Origin of the sequence: Hydrogenophaga atypica (assembly GCF_042665215.1) — a bacterium.
GTDB lineage: Bacteria > Pseudomonadota > Gammaproteobacteria > Burkholderiales > Burkholderiaceae_C > Hydrogenophaga > Hydrogenophaga defluvii_A.
This window is the reverse complement of the sequence record NZ_JBHTCA010000003.1, coordinates 295,551-307,332: the sequence shown is the minus strand read 5'-3', so window position 1 is coordinate 307,332 and position 11,782 is coordinate 295,551. Positions and strand designations below refer to the sequence as shown.

Annotated in this window: 9 protein-coding genes; 4 read left to right on the top strand and 5 right to left on the bottom strand. The window is 65.2% G+C overall.

The features are described from left to right. Positions 1-4 precede the first annotated feature (4 nt). Both ACFQPB_RS06005 and ACFQPB_RS06000 read right to left on the bottom strand, forming a co-directional pair. Positions 5-754, bottom strand: coding sequence for a LytR/AlgR family response regulator transcription factor (locus ACFQPB_RS06005; RefSeq protein WP_382220616.1), 750 nt, complete (start codon positions 752-754; stop codon positions 5-7). Positions 755-799: 45 nt separating this feature from the next. Continuing rightward, on the bottom strand, positions 800-1,855 hold the full coding sequence (locus tag ACFQPB_RS06000) for a sensor histidine kinase (protein ID WP_382220613.1): 1,056 nt from the start codon (positions 1,853-1,855) through the stop codon (positions 800-802). 69 nt (positions 1,856-1,924) lie between these two features. Between ACFQPB_RS06000 and argH the strand changes: the two genes are divergently transcribed. From argH to ACFQPB_RS05980, 4 genes are all read left to right on the top strand, one after another. Continuing rightward, positions 1,925-3,376 (top strand): argininosuccinate lyase, encoded by a 1,452-nt coding sequence (argH, locus tag ACFQPB_RS05995; RefSeq protein ID WP_382220610.1) that lies wholly within the window; start codon positions 1,925-1,927, stop codon positions 3,374-3,376. A 4-nt stretch (positions 3,377-3,380) separates the two neighbouring features. Then, positions 3,381-5,135, top strand: coding sequence for a PHA/PHB synthase family protein (locus ACFQPB_RS05990; protein ID WP_382220607.1), 1,755 nt, complete (start codon positions 3,381-3,383; stop codon positions 5,133-5,135). A gap of 74 nt (positions 5,136-5,209) precedes the next feature. After that, positions 5,210-5,698 (top strand): hemerythrin domain-containing protein, encoded by a 489-nt coding sequence (locus tag ACFQPB_RS05985; RefSeq protein WP_382220604.1) that lies wholly within the window; start codon positions 5,210-5,212, stop codon positions 5,696-5,698. A 123-nt stretch (positions 5,699-5,821) separates the two neighbouring features. Next, positions 5,822-6,979: an alpha-hydroxy acid oxidase gene (locus ACFQPB_RS05980; RefSeq protein WP_382220601.1), complete on the top strand. Its 1,158-nt coding sequence runs from the start codon at positions 5,822-5,824 to the stop codon at positions 6,977-6,979. Between the two features lie 72 nt (positions 6,980-7,051). Here ACFQPB_RS05980 and ACFQPB_RS05975 read toward each other — a convergent pair whose 3' ends face one another. The 3 genes from ACFQPB_RS05975 to xseA form a co-directional block, all read right to left on the bottom strand. Beyond that, a complete protein-coding gene (locus ACFQPB_RS05975) occupies positions 7,052-9,289 on the bottom strand; it encodes an NADP-dependent isocitrate dehydrogenase (protein ID WP_382220598.1) in 2,238 nt (745 codons plus the stop codon). Between the two features lie 253 nt (positions 9,290-9,542). After that, positions 9,543-10,124, bottom strand: coding sequence for a Fe-Mn family superoxide dismutase (locus ACFQPB_RS05970; RefSeq protein ID WP_382200089.1), 582 nt, complete (start codon positions 10,122-10,124; stop codon positions 9,543-9,545). Between the two features lie 61 nt (positions 10,125-10,185). Next, the gene (xseA, locus tag ACFQPB_RS05965) at positions 10,186-11,493 is read right to left on the bottom strand and encodes an exodeoxyribonuclease VII large subunit (RefSeq protein WP_382220595.1); all 1,308 of its coding nucleotides are present in this window, start codon (positions 11,491-11,493) and stop codon (positions 10,186-10,188) included. Positions 11,494-11,782: the final 289 nt, after the last annotated feature.

Genomic DNA, 11,782 nt, shown 5'->3' with positions numbered 1-11,782 from the left:
GGCTTCAGTGGGCGGTCTGCTGCAAGACCTCGCGCAACGAGGCCAGCTGGCGCCGCGACACGCTCAGGCGCTCGTCCACACCGTGTAACGCCACCTCCCAGCCGTCGGCCTCGGCGCCGCCGCCGTGGTGGCGCTCCAGCGCACGCAGGCAGGGCCGTGCCACCAGGGCGTTGCGGTGCACGCGCACAAAACGCTCGGGGTAACGCGTTTCCAGGTCGCTGAGTGAGCCGTCGTAGATGTGGCTGCGTTCACGCGTGCGCACGGTCACGTACTTGAGTTCGGCCTTGAGATAGACGACGTCGGTCACCGGCACACGCTCCACGCGGCCCCTGTCCTGGATCAGCAGGTGGTCTGCCGCCTCGCTGCCAGTGGCCAGGCGTGTGGCGTGCCAGCGTTGCGCTTTGTCGAGGGCCTGCTGGAGCCGGTCGCGGCGCACCGGCTTGGTGAGGTAGTCCAGCGCTTCCAGATCGAAGGCCTCCAGCGCGTGCTCGGCATGCGCGGTGACGAACACAATGGCCGGAGGCAGGGGCAAGGCCTTGATCGCCTGCGCCAGACGCAAGCCGTCCATGCCGGGCATGTGGATGTCGAGCAGCACCACGTCGCACCGGGTGGTGCCCAGCATGTCCAGCGCCTGCTGCGCATGCGCCGCCTCGCCCACCCACTCGGTGACCGGCTCGTCGCAGTCAGACAGCAGATCGCGCAGGCGCATGCGGGCCAGCGGCTCGTCGTCCACCACCAATACCTTCAGCGACATGAGTAGCTCCTTTGCATGCCCTTCCTCCCCTTCCTATTTTTCATCTCAGGCCGGCAGCTCCAACCGCACCCGGAAGACCCCATCGCGCAGGCTGTGACGAAACTGCCCCTCGACATCATGCAGCAAAGCCAAGCGTTCGCGCACATTGGCCAGCGCCAAACCATGACCGGGTGCACCACTGCCCGCCGGCACGGTGTTGGACACTTTGATCACCACCACCGCGCCACGGCGTTGTGTGCTGATGTGCAATTGGGCCCCCTCCGGGCTCGGCTCCACACCGTGTTTGACCGCATTCTCCACCAGCGGCTGCAGGATCAGCGGCGGCAACCGGGCGGCATCGGCCAGGGGATCAATGTCCCACACCACCCTCAGGCGCTCACCAAAACGCACCTGCTCGATGGCCAAATAACGCCGCGCCAAGTCAATTTCCTGAGCCAGTGGCACCGCCTGCCCCTGGTCGGTGAGGGCGTGGCGGAACAGTTCACTCAGGTCTTCCAGCAAAGCCTCAGCCTGTTTGGGTTCTGCACGCACCAGGGCGATGGCGCTGTTGAGCGTGTTGAACAAAAAGTGGGGCCGTATGCGCGACTGCAACTCGACCAGCCGCGCCTGCGTACCGGCCGGCATCGTGGCCTTGGCCCGCCAGACCAGGCCGGCCAGCAGCACCAGCGCCATCAAACCACCGCCTGCGGCACTGCCCACCCAAGGCACCACCAGCAGCAGTCCGGACCACGCCAACAAGCCACATCCGGCCAAACCCGCCAGGGCGCCCAGGACGCCAGCCACCAGCCACTGGGCGGTCATGGGCCAGCTTGAAAACAGCCGCCGCCCCCCACAAGCCATCAACAACCACAACAAGGTGGCAGGCAAGGTGCCCGCCGTCAACAGCGCGGTGGACATCAACCAGGCTTGCGGCGCAGGCGCCACAAACATCACGCCCACGGCTGTGACCGCCTGCACAAACAGCACCGCGCGCAGCACCACACCGAGTTGGCAGACGTCCCATGCCAGTGGGCGTGCCGATGCACCGTGGTCTGGAACCGCCGCTGCCACCCCCGGTCGTGGCAGGTCGGCGAAGGTCGATAAAATTTGCGAATCGTTCATCCGGGCCCACACAGGTCATTTCAGAGGACGCGCGCCGCCCGCAGCTTGCGCGCAACCCCAGCACACACCATGTCTTCCAACCAACTCGACACCAAATCCCAAGCCTGGTCGGCCCTATTCTCCGAGCCGATGAGCGACTTGGTCAAGCGCTACACCGCCAGCGTGTTCTTTGACAAACGCCTGTGGCTGGCCGACATCACGGGCAGCCTGGCGCACGCCGAAATGCTGGCCGCTCAGGGCATCATCGCTGCCGCCGACCGCGAGGCCATCGAGCGTGGCATGGCCCAGATCCGCCAGGAAATCGAGTCGGGCAGCTTTGAATGGAAGCTGGACCTTGAGGACGTGCACCTCAACATCGAAGCCCGCCTGACCCAGCTGGTGGGTGATGCCGGCAAACGCCTGCACACCGGCCGCAGCCGCAACGACCAGGTTGCCACCGATGTGCGCCTGTGGCTGCGCGGCGAGATCGACCTCATCACCACACTGCTGGACGACCTGCAAAACGCCTTGGTGGATGTGGCGGAACAGAACGTGGACGTCATCCTGCCCGGTTTCACCCACCTGCAGGTGGCGCAACCAGTGAGTTTTGCCCACCACCTGCTGGCCTATGTGGAGATGTTTGCGCGCGACGCCGAGCGCCTGGGCGACGTGCGCCGCCGCACCAACCGCCTGCCCCTGGGCAGCGCGGCCCTGGCCGGCACCACCTACCCGCTGGACCGCGAGCGCGTGGCGCGCACCCTGGGCATGGTCGACGAGCAAGGCGTGGCCCAGGTGTGCCAGAACAGCCTGGATGCGGTGAGTGACCGCGACTTTGCCATCGAGTTCAGCGCCGCCGCCTCGCTGATCATGGTGCACATCAGCCGCTTCAGCGAAGAGCTGATTGTCTGGATGAGCCAGAACTTCGGCTTCATCAAAATCGCCGACCGCTTCACCACCGGCTCGTCGATCATGCCGCAAAAGAAAAACCCGGACGTGCCCGAACTCGCACGCGGCAAGACCGGCCGCGTGGTGGGCCACCTGATGGGCCTGATCACGCTCATGAAGGGCCAGCCCCTGGCCTACAACAAGGACAACCAGGAAGACAAGGAGCCGCTGTTCGACACCGTGGACACCTTGAAGGACACGCTGCGCATTTTTGCCGAGATGGTGGGTGGCCAGGTGAACCCGGCCACCGGCGCCAAGGAGGGCGGCATCACCGTGAACGCCGTCGCCATGGAAGAAGCCGCCAAACGTGGCTACGCCACCGCCACCGATCTGGCCGACTACCTGGTGAAAAAAGGCCTGCCCTTCCGCGATGCCCACGAAACCGTGGCGCATGCCGTCAAGGCGGCCACCGCCCACGCGTGCGACCTGTCGGAACTGCCCCTGGCGGTGCTGCAAGGCTTTCACCCGTCCATTGAAAAAGACGTGTACGACTGCCTGAGCCTGCAAGGCTCGCTGCACGCACGCAATACCCTGGGTGGCACGGCGCCCACGCAGGTGCGCCAACAACTGGCCCGCCACCGCGCGCGCCTGGGCTGACGCCATGACCCCAGCGCCCGACGGCGATGAGCGTGGCGCCCACAGCGCCATTGACGCCCACGTGGGCGCCGCGATGGCACGTGCGTGGGGTGGTCTATCGCCCATCTCGCTGACGCTGGCCTACACCGACTGGTTGCTGCACCTGCTCAGCTCACCGGGCTCGCAGGCACGGCTGACCCAGCAGGCCCTGACACAAGCCGGCGAGTGGATGACCGATGCCGTGCGCAGCGCTGGCGCACCCCGCGCCGAACCGGCGCCCACGCCCCTGGGCCAGGCGGTGGCCGCCGACGCGCGGTTTGCCGACCCCACCTGGCAACAATGGCCCTGGCATGGCCTGGCCGCAGCCAGCAAGGCGTGGGAAGGCTGGTGGAACAGCGCCAGCCAATTGCGCGGCATGCAAGACCACAGCCGCGAGCAAATGCGCTTTTATGGCCAGCAGGTGCTCGATGCTTTTTCACCCAGCAACTGGCTGGCCACCAACCCGCAGGCGCTGCAAGCGGCCTGGCAAAGCGGTGGCACCAGCCTGCTCAAAGGCATGGGTCACGCGGTGGACGAACTGCGGCTGCGCCACGGCCTGGAGCCCCTGCACAGCCGCGCGGCCGACCCATCGCCCGGCCACGGCCTGGCCATGACGCCCGGCCGCGTGGTGATGCGCAACGCCCTGATCGAGCTGATCCAGTACCTGCCCACCACCACGCGTGTGCAGCGCACGCCACTGCTCATCGTGCCCTCGTGCATCATGAAGTTCCACATTTTGGACCTCACGCCCGAGACCTCCATGGTGCGTTGGCTGGTGGCACAGGGCCACACGGTCTACATCGTGTCATGGCGCAACCCCGATGAAAGCGATGCCCTGCTCAGCATGGACGACTACGTGCGCGACGGCGTGCTGGCCGCGCTGGACCATGTGCAGCGTGCCACGCACGAGCCTGTGCACCTGTGTGGCTACTGCCTGGGTGGCACCTTTGCCGCCATCGCGGCGGCCGCGCTGGGCGGTGCCGGCAACGGCTGCCTGAAGAGCCTGACGCTGCTGGCCGCTGAAACCGACTTCACCGAGCCCGGTGAAATGGGCGTGCTCATCGACGAAGCCCAGGTGCGCTTGCTCGAAGACATGATGGCCGCACAAGGCTTTCTCACCGGGCAGCAAATGGCCGGCTCCTTCCAGTTCCTGCATTCGCGCGAGCTGGTGTGGTCCAGCCGCACCAAACGCTGGCTGCTCGGCGAGGACGAGGTGGGCAACGAACTGATGGTGTGGAACGCCGACGTCACCCGCCTGCCCGCCGTGATGCACAGCGAATACCTGCGCCGCTGCTTTCTGAACAACGACTTGGCCGAAGGCCGTTTTCCTTTCGAGGACGACCCCATCTCGCTGCGCGACATCCGTGTGCCGGTGTTCGGTGTCGGCACCCTCAAAGACCACGTAGCACCCTGGCGCTCCTGCTACAAAATGCACCGCCTGGTGTCGGGCCCGGTCACCTTTGCGCTGACCAACGGCGGGCACAATGCCGGTATCGTGTCTGAGCCCGGGCACCAGGGCCGCTACCACCACCTGCTGAACACCCCACCCGAACAACCCTGGCGCACGCCAGAGGAGTGGCAAGCTGCCGCGCCCCGCGTGGAGGGCAGCTGGTGGCAAAGCTGGCACGAATGGCTGCTGGTTCAAGGCACACCAGAGACAGTGCCCGCCCGAGGGGTGCCGGCCGACCCCGCCTTGGGCGACGCACCCGGCCGCTACATGCTGGTGCGCTACGGCGACTGAACAGCGACCAAAGGCACGCAGCACTTGACCTTCATCAACGCCGGGCGGCCCGGCAACACTTAAGCTCCCCCGCCATGAACACCGCCACCGCACCCGTCCCCCTGGCCTGGACCAGCGAATTGCACACCGGCGACGGCCGCATGGACGAAACCCATGCCGAATTTGTCGAGCAGCTCAACACCCTGCTCGCCACCCCGGCCGACCAGCAACTGCCGCTGTACCGCACCTTTCTGGCGCACACACAAGACCACTTCGACCAGGAAGACCGCTGGATGGTGGCCACCGGCTTCACCGCCGACAACTGCCACGCGGGCCAACACGCCAGCATCCTGGAAACCATGCGCGCCGTGGAGGAGCACTACCTCAAAGGCGACCAAGAGATCATCACCCGCCTGGCCGAAGCATTGGCCGAGTGGTTCCCGCAGCACGCCGCCAGCATGGACGCCGGCCTGGCCATGCACCTGCGCACCGTGCAGTTCGACAGCCGCACCGAAACCCTGGCCGACCCCAGCGCCATCCGTCCCGCCACCATGAGCGGGTGTGGCAGCGTGAGCTGCAGTTAAGCCACTTGCCATCGGGCAGGCGGTCCCGAGCCAATTTTTTTCACGGTCCTGTTGCCGGCTTTCACACCCGGCCCAGGGCGCGCTCCGCTACCATTCGCGCCACACCCAAGAGGAGACCCGCGAATGACCGTCATCACCAACATCGAAGACCTGCGCGTGCTGGCCGAGAAGCGCGTGCCGCGCATGTTCTACGACTACGCCGACTCGGGCAGCTGGACCGAGGGCACCTACCGTGCCAACGAGAGTGACTTCCAGCCTATCAAGCTGCGCCAGCGGGTGGCAGTGAACATGGAGAACCGCAGCACGGCGGTGAAGATGGTGGGTGTGGACGCCAAGATGCCCGTGTCCATCGCACCTGTGGGCCTCACGGGCATGCAGCACGCCGACGGTGAAATCCATGCAGCGCGAGCGGCCGAGAAGTTTGGCATCCCGTTCACCCTGTCCACCATGAGCATCTGCTCCATCGAGGACATCGCCAGCCACACATCGTCGCCCTTCTGGTTCCAGCTCTACATGATGCGCGACCGAGACGCGATGGCACGCATGATCCAGCGCTGCAAGGACGCCAAGTGCTCGGCCCTGGTGCTGACGCTCGACTTGCAGGTGATTGGCCAGCGCCACAAAGATTTGAAGAACGGCCTCACCGCCCCACCCCGCCCCACCATCGCCAACATCATCAACCTGATGACCAAACCCCGCTGGTGCTTAGGGATGGCCGGCACGCGCCGCCACACCTTCGGCAACCTGGTCGGCCATGTGAAGGGCGTGAGCGACATGAACTCGCTGGCCTCGTGGACCAACGAGCAGTTCGACCCGCGCCTGAGCTGGGCCGATGTGGAATGGGTGAAGCAGCAATGGGGCGGCAAGCTCATCCTCAAGGGCATCATGGAGGTGGAGGACGCGGTGCTGGCGGCCCAGCACGGTGCCGATGCCATTGTGGTGAGCAACCACGGCGGGCGCCAGCTGGACGGTGCGCCCAGCAGCATCCACGCCCTGCCCGCCATCGTTGACGCCGTGGGCGACAAGCTCGAAGTGTGGATGGATGGCGGCATCCGCAGCGGACAGGACGTGCTCAAGGCCTGGGCCCTGGGCGCACGCGGCACCATGATCGGCCGCGCCATGGTCTATGGCCTGGGCGCCATGGGTGAAGCGGGCGTGAGCAAGGCGCTGCAAATCATCCACAAGGAACTGGACGTGAGCATGGCCTTCTGTGGCCACACCCAGCTGCAGAACGTGGACAAGTCCATCCTGGTGCCCGGCACCTACCCTGTGCCACGCTGACCTCCAACGGCCCATAAAAAAACCCGCAGGTCCTGAAGACCTGCGGGTTTTTTGTTGTCATCCTGAAAAGGTTCAGGCCTTCACGCTGGCCAGTGCGGCGTTGAAGGTGGCGCTGGGGCGCATCACCGCGTCCAGCTTGCTGAAGTCGGGCTTGTAGTAGCCGCCAATGTCCACCGGTTTGCCCTGCACAGCCGCCAGTTCGGCCACGATGGTCTGCTCGTTGTCGGTCAGGGCCTTGGCCAGGGGCGCAAACTGGGCGGCCAGGGCCGCGTCTTCGGTCTGCTCGGCCAGGGCCTGGGCCCAGTACATGGCCAGGTAGAACTGGCTGCCGCGGTTGTCGAGCTGGCCGGTCTTGGGGCTGGGGTTTTTGTTGTTGTCCAGCAGCTTGCCGGTGGCAGCGTCCAGCGTCTTGGCCAGGATTTTGGCCTTGTTGTTGCCGGTCTTGAGGCCCAGGTCTTCCAGGCTCACGGCCAGGGCCAGGAACTCGCCCAGCGAATCCCAGCGCAAGTGGTTTTCTTCCACCAGCTGCTGGACGTGTTTGGGCGCCGAGCCGCCGGCACCGGTTTCGTACATGCCACCGCCGGCCATCAGGGGCACGATGGACAACATCTTGGCCGAGGTGCCCAGCTCCATGATGGGGAACAGGTCGGTCAGGTAGTCGCGCAGAATGTTGCCGGTGGCGCTGATGGTGTCCAGGCCGCGAATGACACGCTCCAGCGTGTAGCGCATGGCACGCACCTGGCTCATGATCTGGATGTCCAGCCCAGCCGTGTTGTGCTCGTGCAGGTACATCTTGACCTTGGTGATGAGCTGCGCCTCGTGGGGGCGGTACTGGTCGAGCCAGAACACCACCGGCATGCCGGAGTTGCGGGCGCGGTTGACGGCCAGCTTGACCCAGTCGCGGATGGCGGCGTCCTTGACCTGGCACATGCGCCAGATGTCGCCGGTTTCCACCTCCTGGCTCAGCAGCACCTCTCCGGTGTTGATGTCGGTGATGTTGGCCACGCCGTCTTCGGGGATCTCGAAGGTCTTGTCGTGCGAGCCGTATTCCTCGGCCTGCTGGGCCATCAAGCCGACGTTGGGCACCGTGCCCATGGTCTTGGGGTCGAAGGCGCCGTGCCACTTGCAGAAGTTGATCATCTCCTGGTAGATGCGGGCGAAGGTCGATTCGGGCATCACGGCCTTGACGTCCTTGAGGCGGCCATCAGCTCCCCACATCTTGCCGCCGTTGCGGATCATGGCAGGCATCGAGGCGTCCACGATCACGTCGTTGGGCGAGTGGAAGTTGGTGATGCCCTTGGCCGAATCGACCATGGCCAGCTCGGGACGGCCTTCGTGGCAAGCGTGCAGGTCGCGCTTGATTTCGTCCTGTTTGCTTTGTGGCAGCGTGGCGATCTTGTTGTACAGATCGACCATGCCGTTGTTGACGTTGACGCCCAGCTCCTCAAACAGCTTGGCGTGTTTTTCGAACGCGGCCTTGTAGAAGATGCGCACGCAGTGACCAAACACGATGGGGTGCGAGACCTTCATCATGGTGGCCTTGACGTGCAGCGAGAACATCACGCCCGTCTTGTGTGCGTCTTCGATTTCCTTTTCATAGAACTCGACGAGCGCCTTCTTGCTCATGAACATCGAGTCGATGACCTCGCGGTCCAGCAGCGACACCTTTGGCTTGAGCACGATGCTCTTGCCACTTTTGGTGATCAGCTCCATCTTCACATCGCGCGCGCGGTCCAGGGTCATGGACTTTTCGCCATGGTAGAAGTCGCCGGCGTGCATGTGAGACACGTGCGAACGAGACGCCTGGCTCCACTCGGCCATGCTGTGCGGGTTCTTGCGCGCGTATTCCTTCACCGCCTTGGGTGCGCGGCGATCGGAGTTGCCTTCGCGCAGCACCGGGTTGACCGCCGAGCCGATGCACTTGTTGTAGCGCGCCCGGATGTCTTTTTCCTTGTCGTCCTTCGGGTTCTCGGGGTAATCGGGAATGGCGTAGCCCTTGGCCTGCAACTCCTTGATGGCGGCCAACAGCTGCGACACCGACGCGCTGATGTTGGGCAGCTTGATGATGTTGGCGTGGGGCTTGAGCGTGAGCTTGCCCAGCTCGGCCAGGTTGTCGGGCGCACGCTGCTCTTCGCTCAGGAACTCAGGGAACTGACCGAGCACGCGGCCGGCCACCGAGATGTCGCTGGTCTCCACGTTCACGCCAGCGGGCGCGGCAAAGGTGCGGATGACCGGGAGGAAGGCGCTGGTCGCCAGCAGCGGCGCTTCGTCGGTCAGGGTGTAGATGATGGTGGATTGCTGGGAACTCATCTCGGTTGTCCTGATGTGGTTGTGAGAAAAAAACCACCGGCCCAGGGGGCGGCCGGTCCAAACGTCTGACAGTGCACGATTTTGCTTTCTGCGCTCTGACCTGCCACCGGTTTTTCCCCTGATTTTCCCGCCATGCAAAATTCCTTCTCAAAATTTGGCGGATTTTTGACACAGCGCAGGACCGGCCGCCCGCACCAGGCGCAAAAAAGCCCGGCACTGGGCCGGGCTCTTGGGTTGTCACGGTGGACAGTGGTCAGGCGAAATTGGCCTCGGCAAACGACCAGTTGACCAGCTTGTCGAGGAAGGTCTCGACAAACTTCGGACGCATGTTGCGGTAGTCGATGTAGTAGGCGTGTTCCCACACGTCCACGGTCAACAGGGCCTTGTCGGCGGTGGTCAGCGGGGTGCCAGCGGCGCCGGTGTTGACGATGTCCACCGAGCCATCGGCCTTCTTGACCAGCCAGGTCCAGCCCGAACCGAAGTTGCCCACGGCGCTCTTGACGAAGGCTTCCTTGAAGGCGGCGTAGCTGCCCCACTTGGCGTTGATGGCAGCGGCCAGCGCGCCGGTGGGTTCACCACCGCCAGCGGGCTTCATGCAGTTCCAGAAGAAGGTGTGGTTCCAGATCTGGGCGGCGTTGTTGTAGATGCCACCGCTGGACGTCTTGACGATCTCTTCCAGGGTCTTGCTCTCGAACTCGGTGCCCTTTTGCAGGTTGTTCAGGTTGACCACATAGGCGTTGTGGTGCTTGCCGTGGTGGAACTCCAGGGTTTCCTGGGAGTAGTGCGGGGCCAGAGCGTCAATCGCGTAGGGCAGCGCGGGCAGGGTGTGTTCCATCAGGTGATCCTCTCGTGTTGTGGTGGTCAGAAAAACCGCATTGTAGGCAGAGCGGATGACCTCAGTGCCCTGCGGTCAATCGCTCCACCTTCAGACCCAGCTCACCGTCTGCCAGCACCGCACGCACCGCCTGCCCGGGTTGCGCCTGGGCCACCTGGGTGATGGCGTGGCCGGCCTCATCGGTCAGCCAGGCGTAGCCCCGCTGCAAGACCAGGGCGGGGTCGAGCAGCGCCAGGGACTGGCCTGCGTGGTCCAGGCGCTGCCGGCTGCCCTGCAGGTGCCTGGTCACGCTCGGGGGCAGTCGTTCGGCCAGACGCTGGAGGCCCAGGCGCCGGCGCTCCAGCCCCAATTGCACCGCGTGCCCCAAGCTGGCTTGCAAGGCCTGCAGCTGGCGCTGGCCCTGTGTCAGGCGGCCGGAAGGGCGGCCCAGGCGCGCGCCCAGGCGGTCGAGCTGTTGCGCCCGCAGGTCCAGTCCGTCGTGCGCGGTGCGCTGCAGGCGCTCGTCCAGCCAGTCGAGTGTGGCCAGCAAATCGGCGCGCGCCGGTGCACACAACTCGGCGGCAGCGGTGGGCGTGGGCGCCCGCAAATCGGCCGCGAAGTCGCACAGGGTGAAATCGGTTTCGTGGCCGACGCCACACACCACCGGCATGGGCGCACGGGTCAGGGTGCGCACCACGGCCGGGTCGTTGAAGGCCCACAGGTCTTCCAGCGAACCACCACCGCGCACCAGCAACAGCACGGCCGGCGCGCCGGTGGCGCGGTGCTGCGCAAACGCCGCATCAAGCGCCGCACACAACTCGCCCGGTGCCTGAACACCCTGCACCGAAGCAGGGAACAGCGTCACCGGCAGGTGGGGCACCCGCCGGGCCAAGGCCGTGGCCACATCGCGCAGTGCCGCCGCCCCCAGCGAGGTGACCACGCCGATGGACGTGGGCAGCGGTGACAAGGGGCGTTTGCGGGCCGGATCAAAACAACCTTCGGCCTCCAGCTGGGCCTTGAGCCTCAGGAACTGCTCGAACAAGGCGCCCTGGCCCGCCCGACGCAAGCTCTCGACGATGAACTGCAGGTCGCCACGTGGGCCGTACACATCCAGCCGGCCCTGCACCTCCACCAGATCGCCCTCCACGGGGCTGAAGTCCAAGCCTTGGGCCGCGCGGCGGAACATGGCGCAGCGGATCTGCCCCTGGGCGTCTTTCAGCGAAAAGTAGCAATGGCCGCTGGCCGCGCGCGCGAAGCCGGAGATCTCACCCCGCACGGCGGCCGGGTTGAAGCGAGCCTGCAAGGTGTCCGCAATGGCACGCACAAGCGCGCCAACCGCCCAGACACGTGCGGCTGCAGCGGTGTTTTCCGCGCGAAAGCCTTCAACCATGCGGCCTCCGAGGCCAAAGCTGTCCACACATGGCGCAGTTGCTGCGATGAGGACTGCCGCACCACAGCGGCGCAGGGCATGCATCCCAAGATGTTGATTTCAAAGCGTTTTCCACTGCCAACAAAACGTTCAATGTGATTGAGACCGCACAAAATCAGGGCTGCCGGGCGGCCGGGGCTCAGTTCTTCACAAAGTTATCCACAGAAACAGTGGATGAAGGAAAGGGGTGGCAAAGGCCAGAAGGGGTTCACCGCAGCGGAGCCGGCATCCCTTCGGCGAGGGGCATGGG

Excerpts from the sequence above, each read along its gene's own strand:
- ACFQPB_RS06005 (WP_382220616.1), bottom strand. The coding sequence starts at position 754 with ATGTCGCTGAAGGTATTGGTGGTGGACGACGAGCCGCTGGCCCGCATG.
- ACFQPB_RS06000 (WP_382220613.1), bottom strand. The coding sequence starts at position 1,855 with ATGAACGATTCGCAAATTTTATCGACCTTCGCCGACCTGCCACGACCG.
- argH (WP_382220610.1), top strand. The coding sequence starts at position 1,925 with ATGTCTTCCAACCAACTCGACACCAAATCCCAAGCCTGGTCGGCCCTA.
- ACFQPB_RS05990 (WP_382220607.1), top strand. The coding sequence starts at position 3,381 with ATGACCCCAGCGCCCGACGGCGATGAGCGTGGCGCCCACAGCGCCATT.
- ACFQPB_RS05985 (WP_382220604.1), top strand. The coding sequence starts at position 5,210 with ATGAACACCGCCACCGCACCCGTCCCCCTGGCCTGGACCAGCGAATTG.
- ACFQPB_RS05980 (WP_382220601.1), top strand. The coding sequence starts at position 5,822 with ATGACCGTCATCACCAACATCGAAGACCTGCGCGTGCTGGCCGAGAAG.
- ACFQPB_RS05975 (WP_382220598.1), bottom strand. The coding sequence starts at position 9,289 with ATGAGTTCCCAGCAATCCACCATCATCTACACCCTGACCGACGAAGCG.
- ACFQPB_RS05970 (WP_382200089.1), bottom strand. The coding sequence starts at position 10,124 with ATGGAACACACCCTGCCCGCGCTGCCCTACGCGATTGACGCTCTGGCC.
- xseA (WP_382220595.1), bottom strand. The coding sequence starts at position 11,493 with ATGGTTGAAGGCTTTCGCGCGGAAAACACCGCTGCAGCCGCACGTGTC.